The 17,677-nt window shown below is 62.5% G+C and carries 19 protein-coding genes and 1 tRNA gene; 10 read left to right on the top strand and 10 right to left on the bottom strand.

The features are described from left to right. Positions 1-81 precede the first annotated feature (81 nt). Complete coding sequence (locus ABH924_RS18595) at positions 82-747, top strand: TetR/AcrR family transcriptional regulator (RefSeq protein WP_234749768.1); 666 nt, start codon at positions 82-84, stop codon at positions 745-747. Here ABH924_RS18595 and ABH924_RS18600 read toward each other — a convergent pair. The 4 genes from ABH924_RS18600 to ABH924_RS18615 are packed head-to-tail and all read right to left on the bottom strand — an operon-like array spanning position 744 to position 4,614. Beyond that, positions 744-1,583, bottom strand: a complete 840-nt coding sequence (locus ABH924_RS18600) for a ribokinase (RefSeq protein WP_404501205.1) — start codon at positions 1,581-1,583, stop codon at positions 744-746. The genes ABH924_RS18595 and ABH924_RS18600 overlap by 4 nt on opposite strands. A gap of 46 nt (positions 1,584-1,629) precedes the next feature. Next, a complete protein-coding gene (locus ABH924_RS18605; RefSeq protein WP_404501207.1) occupies positions 1,630-2,139 on the bottom strand; it encodes a nucleoside deaminase in 510 nt (169 codons plus the stop codon). Further along, on the bottom strand, positions 2,139-3,137 hold the full coding sequence (locus ABH924_RS18610; protein ID WP_404501209.1) for a nucleoside hydrolase: 999 nt from the start codon (positions 3,135-3,137) through the stop codon (positions 2,139-2,141). The genes ABH924_RS18605 and ABH924_RS18610 overlap by 1 nt, the downstream gene beginning before the upstream one ends. Positions 3,138-3,180: 43 nt before the next feature. Further along, the gene (locus tag ABH924_RS18615; protein ID WP_404501211.1) at positions 3,181-4,614 is read right to left on the bottom strand and encodes an MFS transporter; all 1,434 of its coding nucleotides are present in this window, start codon (positions 4,612-4,614) and stop codon (positions 3,181-3,183) included. 158 nt (positions 4,615-4,772) lie between these two features. On the opposite strand from ABH924_RS18615, the gene ABH924_RS18620 reads away from it, so the two are divergent. Beyond that, positions 4,773-5,558 carry a GntR family transcriptional regulator gene (locus tag ABH924_RS18620; protein ID WP_404501213.1) on the top strand — a complete coding sequence of 262 codons (786 nt, stop codon included), beginning with the start codon at positions 4,773-4,775 and terminating at the stop codon, positions 5,556-5,558. A 67-nt stretch (positions 5,559-5,625) separates the two neighbouring features. Here the strand turns inward: ABH924_RS18620 and ABH924_RS18625 are convergent, their stop codons facing one another. Both ABH924_RS18625 and ABH924_RS18630 read right to left on the bottom strand, forming a co-directional pair. Continuing rightward, on the bottom strand, positions 5,626-6,405 hold the full coding sequence (locus ABH924_RS18625) for an SDR family NAD(P)-dependent oxidoreductase (RefSeq protein WP_404501215.1): 780 nt from the start codon (positions 6,403-6,405) through the stop codon (positions 5,626-5,628). Between the two features lie 76 nt (positions 6,406-6,481). Further along, a complete protein-coding gene (locus ABH924_RS18630; RefSeq protein WP_234749754.1) occupies positions 6,482-7,099 on the bottom strand; it encodes a TetR/AcrR family transcriptional regulator in 618 nt (205 codons plus the stop codon). Positions 7,100-7,261: 162 nt separating this feature from the next. Between ABH924_RS18630 and ABH924_RS18635 the strand changes: the two genes are divergently transcribed. Next, a complete protein-coding gene (locus ABH924_RS18635; RefSeq protein ID WP_404501218.1) occupies positions 7,262-8,149 on the top strand; it encodes a ScbA/BarX family gamma-butyrolactone biosynthesis protein in 888 nt (295 codons plus the stop codon). 1 nt (position 8,150) lies between these two features. Here the strand turns inward: ABH924_RS18635 and ABH924_RS18640 are convergent, their stop codons facing one another. Next, positions 8,151-8,807, bottom strand: coding sequence for a ScbR family autoregulator-binding transcription factor (locus tag ABH924_RS18640; RefSeq protein WP_404501220.1), 657 nt, complete (start codon positions 8,805-8,807; stop codon positions 8,151-8,153). Positions 8,808-8,839: 32 nt separating this feature from the next. Here ABH924_RS18640 and ABH924_RS18645 point away from each other — a divergent pair, with 32 nt between their 5' ends. Together ABH924_RS18645 and ABH924_RS18650 are read left to right on the top strand one after the other, a co-directional pair. Then, positions 8,840-9,811 (top strand): NAD-dependent epimerase/dehydratase family protein, encoded by a 972-nt coding sequence (locus ABH924_RS18645; RefSeq protein WP_404501222.1) that lies wholly within the window; start codon positions 8,840-8,842, stop codon positions 9,809-9,811. Between the two features lie 228 nt (positions 9,812-10,039). Next, positions 10,040-10,112: transfer RNA gene (locus ABH924_RS18650), tRNA-Ala, on the top strand. A 79-nt stretch (positions 10,113-10,191) separates the two neighbouring features. Here the strand turns inward: ABH924_RS18650 and ABH924_RS18655 are convergent. Beyond that, positions 10,192-10,569 carry a cupin domain-containing protein gene (locus ABH924_RS18655; RefSeq protein ID WP_404501224.1) on the bottom strand — a complete coding sequence of 126 codons (378 nt, stop codon included), beginning with the start codon at positions 10,567-10,569 and terminating at the stop codon, positions 10,192-10,194. A gap of 212 nt (positions 10,570-10,781) precedes the next feature. On the opposite strand from ABH924_RS18655, the gene ABH924_RS18660 reads away from it, so the two are divergent. Then, positions 10,782-11,921 (top strand): class I SAM-dependent methyltransferase, encoded by a 1,140-nt coding sequence (locus ABH924_RS18660; protein ID WP_404501242.1) that lies wholly within the window; start codon positions 10,782-10,784, stop codon positions 11,919-11,921. Between the two features lie 3 nt (positions 11,922-11,924). On the opposite strand, the gene ABH924_RS18665 is transcribed toward ABH924_RS18660, so the two are convergent. Continuing rightward, positions 11,925-12,296 (bottom strand): phosphotransferase, encoded by a 372-nt coding sequence (locus ABH924_RS18665; RefSeq protein WP_404501226.1) that lies wholly within the window; start codon positions 12,294-12,296, stop codon positions 11,925-11,927. A 178-nt stretch (positions 12,297-12,474) separates the two neighbouring features. On the opposite strand from ABH924_RS18665, the gene ABH924_RS18670 reads away from it, so the two are divergent. From ABH924_RS18670 to ABH924_RS18685, 4 genes are all read left to right on the top strand, one after another. Further along, complete coding sequence (locus ABH924_RS18670) at positions 12,475-13,728, top strand: ROK family protein (RefSeq protein WP_404501227.1); 1,254 nt, start codon at positions 12,475-12,477, stop codon at positions 13,726-13,728. Between the two features lie 104 nt (positions 13,729-13,832). Further along, entirely contained in the window at positions 13,833-15,188 is a 1,356-nt protein-coding gene (locus ABH924_RS18675; protein WP_404501229.1) for an extracellular solute-binding protein, read from the top strand. A gap of 3 nt (positions 15,189-15,191) precedes the next feature. Continuing rightward, positions 15,192-16,118 (top strand): carbohydrate ABC transporter permease, encoded by a 927-nt coding sequence (locus ABH924_RS18680; RefSeq protein ID WP_404501231.1) that lies wholly within the window; start codon positions 15,192-15,194, stop codon positions 16,116-16,118. 20 nt (positions 16,119-16,138) lie between these two features. Continuing rightward, a complete protein-coding gene (locus tag ABH924_RS18685; protein WP_404501244.1) occupies positions 16,139-16,993 on the top strand; it encodes a carbohydrate ABC transporter permease in 855 nt (284 codons plus the stop codon). A 31-nt stretch (positions 16,994-17,024) separates the two neighbouring features. Here ABH924_RS18685 and ABH924_RS18690 read toward each other — a convergent pair whose 3' ends face one another. Beyond that, entirely contained in the window at positions 17,025-17,228 is a 204-nt protein-coding gene (locus tag ABH924_RS18690) for a hypothetical protein (RefSeq protein WP_113990700.1), read from the bottom strand. Positions 17,229-17,677 lie beyond the last annotated feature (449 nt).

Below are 17,677 nucleotides of genomic sequence, written 5' to 3' on the forward strand. Positions count from 1 at the left end.
GTTTCTGAAATTCCCTGTTTCTGAAAATATCTTGTTGATCGCATGATCAATAAGAAGAAAACTACTTTAGACTGTTGTGTGATGTCAAGCACCATACAGAAACGCGCTGCGCGGAAGACGCCGGCCGAACGCGCGGCCGAAATAGCCGAGGCCGCCAAGGAAATAGCGCTTGAGCAGGGGCTTTCCGCCATCACGCTGCGAAACGTGGCAGCACGGGTGGGGGTGGCCTCGGGGCTCGTCGCTCATTACCAGCCCAATGCGGAGGCCTTGGTGGCGGGCATCTTCTCGACCATCGTGGCGGCGGAGACTGAGGAAGTTGCTGGCCTTCTGGAGAAGCAGCCGAGTCCCTTGGAACAGCTCGGGATGCTCCTCGAAACGCTGATGGACGGCAGCCGACTCGATGTCACGGCCATCTGGGTAGAGGCGTGGACCCTCGGACGCCGGAACGAGGCGCTCGCAGCCTGCGTCCGTGAGCAGATGGATGCCTGGCAGGCAGTGGTGCAGCGTGTGGTCGAAGCGGGGATCGACGCCGGTGAGTTCGACACGTTCGATGCTCCGTCTGTTGCCTGGCAGATCCTGGGCATGGTGGACGGGCTGAATGCCCAGGCGCTGGTGCGCTGGGACGGCGTCAGCGACCGCGGTACGCATCTGGCCCGCGCTGTGGAAGGCATGGTAGGTGCGGCCCGCGGTTCGCTGCTGCCTGGCGGTGTCCAGCACATCGGGCGGATCTCAAGTTCGGATTCTTAGTTCCGCAGGTAGTGTTCCAGCCGCCCGAACTCCGGTTGGGAAAGCTCGCTCGCGACGGCGGCGGCACCCACCGCACAGGCCGCCGCGAGGCTGCTTTCCTCATCCAGGCCCGACGCGAGTGCCAGCACTAGGGCCGCGCAGAAGGCGTCACCGGCTCCAACGCTGTTGACGACGCTCGTCTTGGTCGCGGGCGCATGGGCGGTCCTGACCCCTTGTGTGTACATTGACGCGCCGCCTGCGCCGTAGGTGACGGCCACGCGTTTGGCGTTCCGGAGCTCGGGGATGAGTCCGTACTCGGACTCGTTGACGATCACCAGGTCACACCGTTCCAGAAGCTCGGCCGGGAGTGCCTGTGCCGGGGCCGCGTTGAGGGCGAAGAATCCGGTGGTGCGGCGCGCGGCTTCCAACACGGCGTCGACGGCGATCTCCAGCTGTGCCAGTACCGGTCCGCCATCGGAGAAATCGGCGCGCTCCGGCGAAACCACGGCGTTGGCTCCAGGGGCCACGGCGATCTGGTTTTCGCCTTCGCTGTCGATCACGATCAACGCTGTGCCGGTAGGCGCGGAAACCTGCTCCACCGCCGAAATATCAACTCCCGCGCGGTCCAGGGCCTCCATCAGAAGCCGACCATCCGGATCCGCGCCGACGGCGCCCACCATGCGGGCGGCCCCGGCCAGCCGCGCAGCAGCCGCGGCCTGGTTGCCTCCCTTTCCGCCGGGCTGACGGGTGAGGGTGCCGCCGCCGATGGTTTCACCAGGGGAGGGTAGGCGGTGGACGCGGCACGTGAGATCGACGTTGAGGCTGCCGACAACAGTGAGCGTGGTTGGGATAGGCATGAGCTGTCCTTCTGGTGGTGCTGGATTGCGGTGTTGGGTTTCCGGTCTAGTGCCAGAAGCCAAGGTGGACTTCTGTTGCCTCGGGAAGCGGAACCGGGCCTATCACGCTGACGTTGCTGCCGCCGTGGGCAAGGACTTCGCGGCAGGGGAGGTCAAGAGTGGGCACGCCGGACTGCTCGGTGACAATCGAGGCAAGGTCCTTCTCGGACAAGGCATAGACCACGCGTCCGATTCCTGCCCAGTAGATGGCGCCCGTGCACATGGCACACGGTTCGGTGCTCGTGTACAAGGTGCTGCCGGCCAACGCGGCGGCATCGAGCTTCTTGGCGCTCAGGCGGACCAAATTGGTCTCGGCATGCCCGGTGGGATCGTGTTCCGTGTTGACGGTGTTCATGGCTTCCACAACGGTTCTGTCCGGGGCCAACAGAAGTGCGCCGAACGGGTGGTCGCCGCGATCCCGGGCTGCCCGCGCGAGGGAAATGGCGCGGTTCAGCAACTCGAGGTCGGCCTGGCTGGGCTCGGCGGGTGAAGAAGCAGTGTCTTCGGAAGTGTTCATCAAAAGCCCTTCAGTTCGCCGCCAGCAGGGACCGGCAGGGACAGGATCCGCTCCAGGAGATGCGCCGCGGCGTCGCCCTTGACGGACAGCACAACCCGGGAAGCCCGTTCCGGCGCCGGGCGCGCGCCGGCGGCTCCGCCGTCGAGCCGCTCACAGTGGGTCTTGCCATGGTCTGCACCCTTGCTCGTGTCCACGGAAATTGCGACGTACGGGGCGTCGTCGAGCTCGAGGGCACCCACGGCGATTGCCGCCGCCAGCGGATCGTGGAGGGCGGCACAATGCTCACCGAAAATCGTGTTGTAAAAGGCGAAGTACTGGACGAGCATGCCGGAGAGTGCGCTGGCCACCGGATGTCCGGCGATCGCAAGGGCCGCACGGTGGGCCTCATCGAAGCGGTGGTTCATGGTGACGTCCAAGGGAACCATGGTGACCGGCCAACCGGCCTCCATCACCACGGCGGCTGCCTCGGCGTCATTGAAGATGTTGGCCTCGGCGACAGGGCTGATATTGCCCGGCACAAACGCGGCTCCGCCCATGATCGTGACATCGCGGACGAGTGCCGGGAGCTTCGGGTCCAGTTGCAGTGCGAGGGCCAGATTGGTGAGCGGACCGACGGCGATGACGCGCAGTTCGCCCGGGTGCTCGTTGGCGAGCCGCACGAGCATCTCTGCGGCAGTCTCCGACTCCGACGTCAGTCCCGAGTCTTCCAAGGTGACCCCGCCGATGCCGTTCTCTCCGTGAACGTGCGGCGCCCCGCCGTCGAACGTGCCCATGAGGGGATCGTGGGCACCCACGGCAACCGGGATCCCGGCCCTGCCGGCAGCATGCAGCAGGTTCAAAGTGTTGACGGCCCCGACCGCGGCGCTGACGTTGCCGCTGACGGTTCCGATCCCGGCCAGCTCCACCTCAGGGCTCGCCAGGAGATACGCGATTGCCAGGGAATCGTCGATGCCGGTATCGCAATCGAGGTAGAACGGCTGCGGTGTGGTGGTGGTCATGGTGCTCCTTCGTGGGTTGGGCGACTCGGGTTTGGGTGCGGATTTAGGCATGGGCGACGACGACGGCGGGCGCCGCCGCGGCGCTCGCAGCCACTGGGCGGAGGAGCAGGGAAGCAGCAAATGCCGCGAGGGCGAAGCCCGCCGAGATCCACAGGGCAGTTTGGTAACCGGCGATGGTTCCGGCGGCGACGGCGGGTGCGACGACGGCGATTCCCACACTGGCTCCGATTCCAAAGCATGCTCCATTCAGGCCGGGCACGGAACCCGGCGCCGATTTGGGTGAATTCAGCACCGCGATGCCGCTGACGGTGCTCTGGAACTGGCCGAGATACAGGACTCCCATGATGATCAGCAAGGCGAAGACCATCCAACGGTCCGCGGCAAAGATTGCGACCGCAACCGCTGCCACGACGATCAGGCCGCTGCTGATTCGCAGGGCCTTGAACCAGCCGATGCGCTGCGCGAACCAGCCGGAGAACACCGCCGTGAGCACACCCACGAAGGCCGTCGGCGTCAGGTACAGGAGGGCTGACATGGAAGCGGACAGTCCGTATCCGGCTTTTGCGTCCTGGCTCAGGAGGATCACGGTGAAGTTCAACGCCGAGAAGATGCCGGCTAGCGTCAGGACCGTGCTCGCCAACACCGGCCATACCTGTCGGGACCGCAATTGCTCGATGGCGATCAGCGGACGCTCAACCCGCCTTTCCACGGCGACGAACGCCAGCCCGGCAATCACTGCGCCGGCGAGATAGCCAAGGGTCCAGACGTCGCCCCATCCGGACGTGGAAGCCTGTCCGATCAGGTTGCTCAAGAGAACCAGGAACGTGCCCAGGGTGCCTGCGCCCCACCAGTCCATGCGTCCCTCACGTGTCCGGGCGGGTCTCTTCGGGACCACGACGGCGACTAAAACGATCGCCAGAACGCCCACGCCGAGGACCAGGACAAAGAGGAATTGCCAGCCGATGGTGTCGGTGATGAAACCGCCCAGGAAGCCGTCGAGCCCGCCGATGCCGCCGTTCACTGCCGAAATGATGCCGACGGAAATGCCGAAGAGGCGTTTGCTGAAGCGCTCGGACAGGAGCAGGAACGAAATAGTGAACGTGGCGCTCGTTGCACTTTGCAGGACCCGGCCGACGAGAAGGACGGTCAGGTTTGGTGCCAGCAGGCACAGGACCGTGCCGCACAACATCATGGAGAGGACGATCAGCAGGGTGCGGCGGCGTCCCAGGAAGTCGCTCCATCGGGAAAATGCCATGCCCAGGACTGCGCCGGTCAGGAAGAACAACGACTGGACTTTGGCCACGTTTTCGGTGGATTCCTGGAAGTGTGCGGCCATGGCCGGCAGGGCCGCCGAGAACAGACTGGCGTTGAGCTGGTAACTGAGGATGGAAAGGATCAGCGTGGCGATGAGGACGGGCACTCGGGCGGTTTTTCGCCGAAGGGGGAGCCCTGCGGTGCTGGTGGCTTGGGTTGTCATGGACAAACTTCCTTGTTTGAAACAAAACGGCTTCGGGGGCGGCTCGATGCAGGTGTGGCGCAGAGCACAGGATGGCTAATATGTGCATCATACACGCTTGTTATACAAGCTCGGAATACCCATCGCGTAAACTCTCAATATCGACGAAGGGAGCCATCTTGGACCGCAGTGCCGAGGCCGTTCTTTCGGAGCCGTTGGATGCCACCGCCAACATCCCGCTCCGCGTTGCCGTGTACTCGCGCATCGTGAATGCGATCCGGGCGGGGCACTTCCCCGTTTCGTCGCTGTTGCCTTCGGAAACGGACCTGGGTTCGGCAATGAAGGTCAGCCGGACAGTGGTCCGTGAGGCTCTCATGCTCCTGGAGGAAGATGGATACGTACGCTCCCGCCGAGGCATTGGACGTTTTGTGGCCACCCGCCTGCCGCGGGTCGGCCTTGAACGGATCAGGCCCATGGAGGAGATCCTGGCCGAGGCCGGATCCGCTATCCAGGTCAGCCGTACACAGCATGTACTGCACCCGTCGTCGTCGGTGTTCACCGCGGAGCCCCTCGGAATCCGCGAAGAAGAGCCCTCCTGGTTCTTCGAGAGTGTCCTCAAACGGGACGGTTCACCTATTGCCTTGGTCCAGGAGCACGTCGCAAGCAAGGGGGGTCTCATTGATCGTTACCCCGAAGCGGCACGCGCCATTGCGGACGACGTCGGGGGAGAAGCCACGCTGCTGGCTAACTTGATGTCTGCTGTTGGCCCGGCTCTTGGGCCCGGCGAGACCGATATCGCCGCGGGCACCCCGGGTGTCGCGCGAGGCGAGCTGCTTGAGCTGGATGCCAAGGACCCTGTGCTGATCTTGACCCAGACCGTGGAGCACTCCGGCCAGATTGTGTATCTCGCTAAGACGCTGGTCAACACAGGGGTAGTCCAGATCGGAATCATCCAGGGAACCTGAGTGCAGCGTGATGCGCGGAAGGGGACCGCCGGTTGGCGGTCCCCTTCCCTGTGTGGAGCTTCGTGGCTCAGTTGGCCGGGCGCACGGCCCGTCCCGCGGCCGCGATCACCAGCTTCTCCGGGAGTAGCTTGACGGCCACCCGGGCAACAAAGGAGTTGAGCCGGCCATCCACAACGCTCGGCTTGTTCCCGCGGATCGCAGACATGGCGGTGTCCACAACCTGCTCCGGGGTCCGCATGGATCCAGCGGCTGCAGCTTCGCCGGCGATTTCAAAGAACGGCGTGTCCGTGGCCCCGGGGCAAACGGCGAGGACTTTCACGCCTGTGCCTTGTGTCTCGGCCCACAGCGCCTGGGTGAACGAGAGCACAAAGGCCTTTGTCGCGCCGTAGACGGCCATGTGGGGTATCGGCTGGAATGCGGCCGTACTCGCGATGTTGATGATGGCCCCCGAACCGCGCTCAACCATGCCGGCCAGGTATCGCGTGGTGGTACCGACCAAGGTGGAGCAGTTCAACTGGATCTGTTCGACGTAGCGATCGGCGTCTGCATGGAGAACTTGTCCGTGTGTTCCGAATCCAGCGTTGTTGACCAGGATGTCCACTTTGAGGCCCAACGACTCGGTGGCGAGGTGGAGTTCCTTCGCGGAGTCCGGCAGGCTCAAGTCCATTGCCAGGACAGTCACTTCGGTGCCGTGCTCGCGGAGTTCTCCCGCAAGCACGTCAAGTTTGTCCTGGCCGCGGGCAACCAGTATCAAGCGTGCGCCCTCGGCGGCCAGCCTTCGGGCAAAGACCGAACCGATACCGGTGGACGCTCCGGTGATGAGGGCTGTTTTGGCTGAAATATTCATTTCTACTCCTAATAAACTGACTGTGCGGTTTGTTTTTTGGCCCAGGGTCGAAGTCTTTGGCTCGTGGGTTGCTGCGTTACTGGGTGGAGATGAACTGCTGTTCGAGGAGTTGCAACAGTAGCGTCGCGCGTCGTTCGAAGGCATCGAGATCTTTGGGGTCAAGGGCGTCGGTGACCGACTTCAAGCCATCGAATGCGGCCACGACAACCGTTGCTGCGTCGTCGGGATCCCCTGGAAACGTCAAGACGCCGCTTGCGCGGCCCCGTTGAAGGATGCCGGCCACGAGGTCCACCCACGCGGCGAGGGGGGAGGTGCCTCCGGGGTGCTCCTTCGTGGAGGCCAGTTGATTGGCCAAGTGCACCACTCCCCACGCGGAAGAGTCGCTCAGGACTGTTCTGACCATGAACTCCCCGAGCTGGCGCAACTCCTCCAGCGGATTGTTCTTGCTGAGAATTTCCTCTTGCACGCGACGCAGCCAACGTGCCTTTTGCTCGTCGACGACGGCCTGGGCCAACGTTGCTTTCGAAGAGAAATGGAAGTAAATGGCTCCCTTCGTGAGCCCGACTTCGCGGATGATGTCGTCCATCCGGGTCTGCTCGAAACCCTTGCGCGCAAAAACGTCCGCGGCAACCCGAAGGATCTCATTCCGGGTGGCCGCGCCCTTGGGCGTACTGCCTGTGTCGCCAAACTCCATATCGCTAAACTACAAACCGACCAGTAGGTATGTCAATCCGGGCAGTTCACCGGCTTCGACAATCAGATGGGCACAGCTTGCCGATAGGATTTGCTCGTTTAATGGGGGGCGCAACAGCAGCGATCGCTGCTCTGGCAGATCCTGGGAGGAGTGGGGGACCCAATGCGCGATGAAGCGCTCTTCGAGGCTTCCGTCAAGCGGGAGCTCGTTCATAAGCGCTCGGTTTCGGAAGTCTTCTTGACTGACTTTGTCCAATCAAGTTCCAGGCGGTTCATTGCGGGAGCGCAATGGCCGCGATGGCACGTTTTTTATGGCTCGCCGGACGGTTCGCCGGATTCCGCGATCATGGCTGAGACGTTGAGGCAGGCAGTAATCTTCTTGTCCCATTTGTGCGGAGTGCCCTTGACCCACAAGTTCCTCATGCCGCACATGAGCATCTCGGTAGAAGCCGCGATCCTGGATCCCCTGGTACCCGCGCAGGTTGCTGTCGAACTTGACGTGAAGGACATGAAGCTCAGTGGAGGGCAGCTGTCGGCCCTGACTGTGGCTGCGCGGTTCGTTGTTGACGGCGCTCCCGTAGGGGAAGGGGTGGCGGCGGCCCGCATTGTTAATCCAGCGACGTATGAGCGAGTGCGTGGGGCGGTCCCTGCCGGGTTGCCCGCCGCCGGCGAAGACTTACTGGCGTGTGCCGACGTCGGGCATGCCACCCAGCGGAACGTGATGCTCGGGCAAAGTTCGCGCCCGTTCGTCTGGCCGTTGCGGGTTGATCCAACGCACCCCATTTTCTTTGACCATCCCCTCGACCACGTACCGGGAATGCTATTGGTGGAGGCTGCGAGGCAGGCAATGCGCGCAGCGTGTTCCCGCCCCGATGCCGATTTTGCCCTGTTTGAGGCGGAATTCATGAAGTTGGTCGAGTTCAGCTATCCCGTGGATGTTGCTGTGACGCAACTCGAATCAAATAGCGCCCACGTGGTGATGAGGGTCCGGTTGCTGCACGAAGGAGAGACCCTGATGTCCTTGTTGGCTCGGGTCAAAACACCGCGTTGATTCAGGGAGTCCCTGGGCCTTGCGGGTGAATCGGCACGATGGCCGGCATCATGAAACGCCACATGTCGTCAATCCGTTTGAGGACGTCGCGCCGTTCGGTCAGCACGTTGGACACCATCTGGACGCCCGTGAACGACGCAACTAAATACCGTGCGAAGTCTGCGGCATCAACGTCGGGCCGCACGTCGCCCTCCAGCTGGGCTTGGCGCGTCAGCATCTCCATGGTCGTGACCCAGTCCTGGTAGGGACCTTTGACGTCGCCATTGAACGCCGAAGCTTCAAATGTCAGCCGGATTCCAGCCCTGACGATTGGCTCGTCAAGTAGCTGTTGCCCGAATGTCCGGCACATGGCGATCATGGTCTCCAGCGCAGGCAGTCCGGCGGCGGCGATCTTCTCCCCGGCGACACGCACAATGTTGTGCTGTTCGGCGATGACTGCCAGCGCCAGGTCTTCCTTCGACTTGAAATGGAAATAGAGCGCGCCTTTAGTGACCGAAGCGCGGTCGGTGACGTCGCTAAGGCTTGCATTCCCGTAGCCGACCTCTTCAAAGATCGACGCTGCACCCTCGATGACTGCCGTTCGGGTGGCTTTGGCACGTTGTTGCATGATCCGCGTGGAGACCTCTCCGGTTTCTGCGTCCGGGATACTTGAGTACATGAAGCTGACGGACCTAAAGATCGGTGGGGGCCATGTCAACATGCGTTGACCACGTGCCCCGGGTCCTGGTCCTGGGTTCGTCAGGTTTCATTGGAAGCCGGGTTGTAGCCTCACTCGCCGGATCCGGAGGGGCGCACGTTGTGGCACTCTCACGAAAACCGGTTGCAAGACTACGAAACAATAACGCTACCATTGCGACCGCCGACATTTCCGTTCCGGGGAGCCTGATCCCCTTCTTGGCCGATACGGATGTTGTTGTCCATGCCGCATCCTATGTGGGCTCCGAGCCCCGTCTTGCCTATGAGATCAACGAGCTTGGCACCGGCAACGTCGTTGAGCAGTGCCGGCAAGCCGGAGTTGCCCGACTGATCTATGTCAGTACTTGCAGTGTTTACGGGAGCGGCCCTCACCGCGGCATCCTTGAATCCGAAGCCGGCTATCACCCGGCCTCGGTTGCCAGCTCCAGCCGCGCGATCGCCGAACAGCTGATTCTCGGCTACGGCGGCGAAGTTGTTCGTCCCAACCTCGTGTTCGGCGCGGGAGACCGCTGGTTTGTTCCGGGCGTGCTCAAACTGATGAAGGTGGCTGGAGGGTGGCCGGGTGATGGTTCGGCGCTGCTTTCGCTTATCGGTGCGGAGGCGCTGGGAAGGCTGCTTTCCGGGCTTGCGCTGGCGCCTGGACAACCCGGGCCGGCTTTCCATGCCGCATATCCGGAACCTGTTCGGGTGTCATTCCTCTTGCAGAACGTTGCCCGGATATTCGGTGTGGAGTACCCGAAGTTCCTGGGAGACGACGAACGTGCCGGCTCGGCCTTGCGCGCTGCAGGATTCAGCGGCCATCAGATTGAGGTGGTGACGAAGGATCACTGGTATTCCTCTGAAGGTCTGTGGCGGATCTCCGGGCGCGAACCGGAATCGTTCAACAGTGCTCTTGGTGAATTTTCTTCTGCCTACCAAGTCCCCGGGAGTCCGATCGGTCATAAACCGGTTGAACGGTTTGTTTAATGGCTGCTCAGTCTCTACACTTCAATGCAGTGGCTCGTTGTGTTTTGCAGCAACAGCTGAAGGGCAGTAATGGGGGGAGGTGCGGCCGAGTGATCGACCGCACCTCATCTGTCCTACGCACCTCGTCCAACCGGGAGCCAATAGCGTTCGATTTCCTATCTCACATCCTTGTGGTTTAGTATTGACGAGTTGCTCCGGCGGGGATTGAAGTCCCCGCGGGCAAAGTTCGGGGCTGTGGCGCAGCTGGTAGCGCACCTGCATGGCATGCAGGGGGTCAGGGGTTCGAGTCCCCTCAGCTCCACTCTGGAGGCCTTGCTTGAAACATGGATTTGGTTCGTGTTTCAAGCAAGGCCTCATTTTTTGGCTTGAAGTGCGTTCTGCTACTCGGGCTTGACTCCATATTCTGCTGCGCTGACAAACTCGATGGCCGAGTAGGTCTCGTCGCCTACAACCCATGCAGTGTGTCCCGGCGGGATGGTGTATGAATCTCCTTTGGAGATGCTGATCTTCTTGCCGTCGGTGGTCTCGACTTCCAGTGCACCGGCAATGCAGTAACCCACGTGGTTGAGCTGGCAGGAATCGGTTTGGACCACCGGTTTGATGCAATCCGTCCAACTCCAGCCTGGCTCGAAGCTGAGGCGGCCGATGGTGTAGTCACCGACAGTGACGTTTTCCACCAAGGTTTTCTCCGGGCGCCGGATTTCATCGGGGGAATTGTGCGACTTTACTTCAAGCTGAGTGACGAGGTTGACAGTCATGGTCTGCTCACAAGGGGAGTGGGAGCCTGGACTTTTCAGGTCCGCAACGTGGCTCGCCCTTCGCCGCGGACCCCGGTGTCTGAACTGCTTGCGGCGCGTGCCGTGGCCTTAGGCAGCGGTCAGACGGTCGATAACTTGCAATCTCTACCTTCCTCCGCCACCCCTATGTTGTCGAGGGTTCCCGAGGGGGGATAGATTGGTGCACCGTGACCTTGACCGAGCTGGATGCACACCTTGAGACGCTGTTCGGCACCCTCCGCCGCTTCCCCGACGTCGAGGCAGAAAACCTGCAGGCGCACGACGCCACCGATCGGCTCCTCCTCGAGACCGCGGCGGGCTACATCGTTAATCCGGAAACCCGCGTGGCGGTGATCGGTGACCGCTACGGAGCCCTGACGCTGGGCGCTTTGGCGGCCCTCGGCGTCGGGCACGTCCGGGTGACCCAAGACCTGTACGTCAGCAGGCTCGCGCTGCAACGGAACGCCGGCGCGTCCGGGCTGTCCGGCCGCTTTGACGAGTTCGAGCTGGGTGCCGGGTTGCTCGACGGCGCCGAACTGGTGATCATGCAGTTGCCCAAGGCCCTCGCGGAACTGGAAGAAATCGTCGACGCCGTTGCGCGCTTTGCAGCGCCGGGAGCCGTCCTACTCGCCGGAGGTCGCGTCAAGCACATGTCCCTGGGCATGAACGCCGTCCTTGAACGCAGCTTCGAGTCCGTGCAGCCGCAGCTTGCGCAGCAGAAGTCACGTGTCCTGCTTGCCAGCGCTCCCAAGCGGCCGGATACCCCGGAACCCTTCCCGGTCTCGGACCAGAACACCGAGCTGGGGATGACGGTCTGTGCCCACGGGGGTGCGTTTTCAGGCAAGAAGCTGGATATTGGAACGCGCTTCCTCTTGGGCTTCCTGGACAGGATCCCCGAAGCGCGCCACGCGGTAGACCTTGGCTGCGGGACCGGGATCCTCGCCGCAATGTATGCCCGGAACCGTCCCAACGCCCGGGTTACCGCGACGGATCAATCGGCCGCAGCAGTCGCGTCCGCCAAGGCAACCGCGGCAGCCAACGGGCTGGCAGATCGAATCAGGGTAGTCCAGGACGATGCCATGTCCACCTTCGAACCAGGCAGTGCCGACCTCATCCTGCTGAACCCGCCGTTCCACCTCGGCGCCAGCGTCCATGCCGGCGCGGCCACGAAGATGTTTGATGCCGCGGCACGGGTCCTGGCTTCCGGCGGTGAACTCTGGACTGTCTACAACAGCCACTTGCAGTACCGCGCGGCGCTTGAAAGGCTGATCGGTCGCACCACCGAAATCGGCCGGAACCCGAAATTCACGGTGACGCGCAGCATAAGACGTTAAGGGTCAGCGCTCCGACAGCAGCTGCTCCACCCCGAAGTGCCCGATTCCAGCCATCCCGGGATTGTCATCCGAGAAACTGACCATCGCCGTCGCAAGGACCACCGCCCAGCCGCGGGCCCGGGCCCACGTAGCGGCATCCACGGCGGGTCCGAACGCCGCCACGAAACAGTGCCGCACACCGCTGTCGAACATCAACCACGCGACGGCCAGATCGACGGCGGGATCCCCGGTCCCGAGGTCTCCGAAGTCGACGACGGCCGCGAGGCGGCCGTCAGGGGTCAGGAGGACGTTCGCCGGGTGAAGATCTCCATGCAGCCACAGCCCCGGTCCGTCCCACTGCGGGGCCAGGCAAGCCTCGGACCAGAGCCGCCGCAACCGCACCGCCTGCGGTGACGTCCAGCTCGGCCTGCGGCATGAGTGCCATAATCCAGCGCCTCTCATCAGCAATACCCGGCTCCATTACGCCTGGGCAGCGTGTGGGCATACCGGGACAAGCACACGTGCCGTACGATGCAAATGCAACAGCATTATTCGAATGATTTTAGGGGAATCCGTGACTGAGATCCGCCAGCCGACTCCGAGGCGCGGAACCAATCTGCCCCGCATGGGGGACTTCAACCTGACCGTCATTCTCGACGCAATCAGGCGCTCGTCGGGCGGACTGAGCCGGGTGGAACTCGCCCAAATTGTCGGCCTTTCACCGCAGACTATTTCGAATATCTCCCGCCGCCTCCTGGATCAACGGCTCATTGTCGAAGCAGGCAAGGAAGGCAGCGGTCCGGGTAAGCCCCGCACCATCCTGCGCCTGAACCCTTCCGGAATGTACGCGCTTGGCGTCCACGTTGATCCCGCGGTCATCACCACGGTGGTCCTGGACCTGGTGGGTGACGTTGTGAAGCACTCCAGAATTCCCACACCCACCGGAAGCAATCCCCAGCGCGTCATCGCCGCCATAGCGGAGGAAATCAAGGCGCTGATCGAGGATTCCGGTGTTGATACGGGAAAGATCGCGGGACTTGGCGTCGCGGCGCCGGGACCCATAGACCTCGATGAGGGTACCGTCGTGGACCCGCCCCTCATGACGGGTTGGGACCGGGTTCACCTGAGGGACGCCCTCGCCGAGGCCACCGGGCTCGAGACCCTTGTCGACAAGGACGTCACCAGTGCGGCCGTCGCCGAAACCTGGGCCGGCGGAGCCAGCGGCACCGGAAGTTTCATCTTCATGTATATGGGTACCGGCATCGGTTGCGGCATCGTCTTGAACGATGAAGTTATCCGCGGAACATCCGGCAACGCCGGTGAAATCGGACACATCATTGTCGATCCGGACGGGCCCGAATGCGATTGCGGCCTGCGCGGATGCGTCAAGTCTTCCTGCATCCCGCAGGTCCTCGTGGCCGAAGCCGAAGAGCAAGGTGTCCTGAACGGTGGCCGCAAAGGCACCGAGGGCCCGGAAGTTCAGGAAGGTTTCGCCCGGCTTTGCGATGCCGCGGATGCAGGTGACGAACGCGCCATCGCGATCATCGACAAGTCGGCGGTGCTGGTTGCCCGCGCGGTTGCGGTGGTGACCAACACCCTCGACGTCGAACGCGTCGTCTTTGGCGGCCCGTTCTGGGGCCGCATGTCCGAACATTACCTGGACCGCATTCCTCCCCTGCTCGCCGCCAACAGTGCCGCCAACAGCATCCACGGCATCGAGGTTGTCGGGACCGGAGTGGGCGAAGACGTCGGCGCCATCGGGGCGGCCTGCCTGGTACTCGAACACACGCTTGCGCCGCGCGCCCAGCGGCTCCTGTTGGAAGGCTGAGGCCTTCACCACGTCCTGCGTCGCAGGGCTGCATTTATCAATATTGGCAACAGGCTGGGCCAGCTGAAGTGTGGGGGCTGCAGCCGCTTGAAGATCGGAGCGTCATGCGTCGCCCAGTCCGGATCGGAGCAGCACTGCTCGGCGTTGTAGGCCTTTTGGCCTCGGCCGCCTGTTCCGCCCAACCGCAAGCTGTCAGCAAACAAACCATCAAGATCGTCTATCAAAAGACGGACTCCTTCACCGCCCTGGACAAGGTCTTCCAGGACGCCAAGCAGGAATTCGAAGCAGCAAACGCGGGCGTCACTGTGGACTTGGAGCCCATCCAAGCCAACGACGACGACTACGGCACCAAGCTTGCGCTGGCCCAGCGTTCCCCGGACACCGCCCCGGACGTCTTCTACGAGGACACCTTCAAGGTCCGCTCGGATGTCGACGCCGGATACTTGCTCAAACTCGACTCGCAACTGGCCTCGTGGGACGAGTGGTCCAAGTTCAACGAGGGCGCCAAGGCCGCGGGACGCGGTGACGACGGCAGCATCTATGCCGTCCCGCTCGGCACCGACACCAGGGCGATCTGGTACAACAAGACAGTCCTCGAGAAGGCCGGCATACCGTTGCCGTGGCAGCCGAAAACCTGGGATGACATCCTGGCTGCGGCCCGCAAAATGAGGGCCGCGGATCCGAGCGTGATTCCCTTCAGCATGTACGCCGGAAAAGGAACCGGTGAGGGAACGGTCATGCAGAGCTTCTACGAACTGCTTTATGGAACGGGAAGCTCCCTGTATTCAGAAAGCGACAAGAAGTGGGTGGTCGGTTCCAAAGGATTCACCGATTCACTCCAGTTCCTGAAGACCCTCTACGATGAGAAACTTTCCGTGACCCCGGCGGACGCCCTCGATTCGAATGTGTGGAAGAAAGTCTTTGGACAGTGGCTGCCGCAAGGCAAAATGGGCGCCACCGTGGAAGGCTCCTACGCGCCGTCGTTCTGGCAGAAGGGCGGCTCCTACGAATGGGCCGGCTATGCGCAGGATATGGGAGTAGCCAAGTTCCCCACCCAGTTCGGAGGGGATCCCGGTGGCGTGAGCATGTCCGGTGGCTGGACGCTCGCCGTTGGGGCGAAGACCAAGAGCGCGGACCTGGCCTTCAAGTTCCTGACCACTGCCGTGAACAAAAAGAACGCCTTGGCCTTCGACGTCAACAATTCCCAGATCGCCGTCCGCACCGATGTCGCTTCCGATCCCGGTTACCAGGCGGCCAACCCGTTCGTGAAGGATGTTTCCGATCTGGTGGGCGTCACGCACTATCGCCCGGCGACCGCCGACTATCCGAAGATTTCCCTCGCCGTCCAACAGGCAACCGAGGCCGTCATTACCGGCAAACAAAGCCCGGCGGAGGCGGCGGCCGAATACGACGCTTCGGTCAAGAAACTCGTCGGCGACACCAAGGTCATGCAGAAATGACGCATGGCAGTCCCTGATTCCCTCAGTCGCGGTTCCCTGCGACGCAGATCCCCAATCAGAAGGTCCCTGCGTCGCAGGCTCCGCTTGTTGCCGGTAGTGCCGTCAATCCTGCTGTTGGCCCTCTTCATGTTGGCACCTGTCGCGTGGTCCTTCTACGCCTCCTTCACCGACGCCGCGTTGTCCGGCAAGGCGGCCCTGAACCCCCAATGGGTCGGGCTGGACAACTACGCCCGGATGCTGACGGATTCCGTCTTCCCGCTCTCGGCATGGCTGACGGTAGTCTTCGTGGCCGTATCTGCGATCCTCGGACAGAACGCCCTGGGCCTGGTCATCGCCCTGTTGATGACCAGGTCCGGGGGAGCGACGGCGTCGCTGGTGGGCGCGGTGGTGGTCGCTTCGTGGATACTGCCGGAGATCGTGGCGGCCTTCGCGGCCTACGCGTACTTCAGCCAGGACGGTACGCTCAACCAGCTCTTGGGAATGTTCGGTGTCCAGGGCACCAACTGGCTGTATGCCTTTCCGATGGCCGCCATCATCCTGGCCAATGTCTGGCGCGGCACCGCGTTCTCGATGCTGGTCTACAGGGCGGCGCTCTCCCAGGTCCCGCGCGACGTCTCCGAAGCCGCCCTCATGGACGGCGCAAGGGGTTGGCAACGTCTGGCCTTCATCACCCTTCCGATCATCCGCGGTAGCATCGCCACCAACCTCATGCTGATCACCCTCCAAACGCTCGCGGTATTCACCCTCATCTGGGTGATGACGGCCGGCGGTCCCTCCAACGCGAGCACCACCTTGCCCGTGCTGGCGTACCAGGAAGCCTTCAAGCTCGGGGATATCGGCTACGGCACCGCGATCGCTTCGGTGTTGATCCTGATCGGCATGGTCTTCGGAGCTGTGTACGTCAGGTTGATCCGCGGGGCGAAACCGTGACTTCCCTGCGCCGTGCGCCGTTGCTCGCCGGGAAGCGCCCGACGGCGGCGGCCGGGGGAAGGCCGCGTGTCCGGTTGGCTGCCAATGCGGCTTTGGCCGTGATCGGGGTGTGCTTTGTGCTGCCCCTTGCGTGGCTGCTTCTTGCTTCCGTTGATCCGCACGCCGGCTACGAGACGCGGTGGCCGCAATCGCCGTCGTTCGCCAATTTTGCAGCCGTACTGACTCCAGGGCTGCTCTTCCAGCCACTCATGAACAGCTTCCTGCTCTCTGCCGGAACCGCAGTCGTGAACCTGGCGGTCGCCGTGCTCGCTGCCTATCCGCTGTCCCGCTACCAATCGCGATTCAACAAGCCGTTCCTGTACGCGATCCTGTTCGGCACATCGCTCCCGGTCACGGCGATCATGGTGCCGGTCTATGGCCTGTTCGTGCAGTTGCAATTGCTGGATTCGATGCCGGCAACCATCTTCTTCATGGCAACCACCACTTTGCCCATGGCCATTTGGATGACGAAGAACTTCATGGACTCCGTGCCGCTTGAGCTGGAGGAAGCTGCTTGGATGGACGGTGCCTCGGGGCTGGCCACGCTCCGGAGAATCGTCGTGCCCCTGATGAGGCAAGGGCTGGGCGTGGTGTTCATCTTCGTCTTCATCCAGGCCTGGGGGAACTTCTTCGTCCCGTTCATCCTGTTGTTGTCTACCTCAAAGCAGCCGGCCGCGGTGTCCGTTTTCAGCTTCTTCGGCCAGCATGGAGCCATCGCCTACGGGGAACTCGCCGCGTTCTCCATTTTGTATTCAGTCCCGGTACTTATCCTCTACACGGTGGTCGCAAGGGGGTCCGGGAGTGCGTTTGCGCTTTCCGGCGCGATGAAGGGCTGATCAGCGACAGCCAGGACTCAGCAGCCAGGACTCAGTCGATGTCCTCCACGATGGTGCCGTACGGGATGGAATCATCCAGGTGCGCTTGGTGGCCTGTAAGGCCGCGGTTGTAAAGTACGCGCACACCGTGGAGCTTGTCCGCGGCCGATTGCATCAAGATGGGGCGGACGGTTTGGATGAACCGCTCGTCCTTGCCGTCGAGGTATTCCTGATAACTGGCTGGAAGCTGGATCATGGCAAAAGAATAGTCCTGCCGGACCGTCATGGGGAGGGCTCGCAACGGGGTTCTCCGTGGCGTACTGTTTGCGGCTTCAACCCCGACGGAAGCCAGAACGAACAATCTTCAGAAATCAGGCGAAACGTAGCGTAAAAGTGCGTCTTAATTCGGTGGAGGATTTGTGGCGCCCGGACCCCCGATCTAGAGTCGTATTCAAGTTACCGCGGTAACGTGTCAGCGATCCTCCGCCGGATCTGCCTCTTGAAGGCAGGCAGGAGGGTGTGGGTGCCCCCATGTGGGCCTGACATTTGCACACGGACAACTTCATTCCAGGCGTAACAGTCGCGGCTGCGCCCTGCTGGAGTTCGTTGCGTGTATCCCCAACTCAATTCACCGATTCTGCAGTCCAAGGACCTGGCTTTCACGTCCGCGAACGCAGGCCCGCTGACACACAGCCAAGGACGCAA

Origin of the sequence: Arthrobacter sp. GAS37 (assembly GCF_044908325.1) — a bacterium.
Lineage (GTDB): Bacteria > Actinomycetota > Actinomycetes > Actinomycetales > Micrococcaceae > Arthrobacter > Arthrobacter ramosus.

Excerpts from the sequence above, each read along its gene's own strand:
- ABH924_RS18675 (WP_404501229.1), top strand. The coding sequence starts at position 13,833 with ATGCGTCGCCCAGTCCGGATCGGAGCAGCACTGCTCGGCGTTGTAGGC.
- ABH924_RS18595 (WP_234749768.1), top strand. The coding sequence starts at position 82 with ATGTCAAGCACCATACAGAAACGCGCTGCGCGGAAGACGCCGGCCGAA.
- ABH924_RS18615 (WP_404501211.1), bottom strand. The coding sequence starts at position 4,614 with ATGACAACCCAAGCCACCAGCACCGCAGGGCTCCCCCTTCGGCGAAAA.
- ABH924_RS18630 (WP_234749754.1), bottom strand. The coding sequence starts at position 7,099 with ATGGAGTTTGGCGACACAGGCAGTACGCCCAAGGGCGCGGCCACCCGG.
- ABH924_RS18600 (WP_404501205.1), bottom strand. The coding sequence starts at position 1,583 with ATGCCTATCCCAACCACGCTCACTGTTGTCGGCAGCCTCAACGTCGAT.
- ABH924_RS18680 (WP_404501231.1), top strand. The coding sequence starts at position 15,192 with ATGGCAGTCCCTGATTCCCTCAGTCGCGGTTCCCTGCGACGCAGATCC.
- ABH924_RS18625 (WP_404501215.1), bottom strand. The coding sequence starts at position 6,405 with ATGAATATTTCAGCCAAAACAGCCCTCATCACCGGAGCGTCCACCGGT.
- ABH924_RS18640 (WP_404501220.1), bottom strand. The coding sequence starts at position 8,807 with ATGTACTCAAGTATCCCGGACGCAGAAACCGGAGAGGTCTCCACGCGG.
- ABH924_RS18690 (WP_113990700.1), bottom strand. The coding sequence starts at position 17,228 with ATGATCCAGCTTCCAGCCAGTTATCAGGAATACCTCGACGGCAAGGAC.
- ABH924_RS18655 (WP_404501224.1), bottom strand. The coding sequence starts at position 10,569 with ATGACTGTCAACCTCGTCACTCAGCTTGAAGTAAAGTCGCACAATTCC.
- ABH924_RS18610 (WP_404501209.1), bottom strand. The coding sequence starts at position 3,137 with ATGACCACCACCACACCGCAGCCGTTCTACCTCGATTGCGATACCGGC.
- ABH924_RS18635 (WP_404501218.1), top strand. The coding sequence starts at position 7,262 with ATGCGCGATGAAGCGCTCTTCGAGGCTTCCGTCAAGCGGGAGCTCGTT.
- ABH924_RS18645 (WP_404501222.1), top strand. The coding sequence starts at position 8,840 with ATGTCAACATGCGTTGACCACGTGCCCCGGGTCCTGGTCCTGGGTTCG.
- ABH924_RS18605 (WP_404501207.1), bottom strand. The coding sequence starts at position 2,139 with ATGAACACTTCCGAAGACACTGCTTCTTCACCCGCCGAGCCCAGCCAG.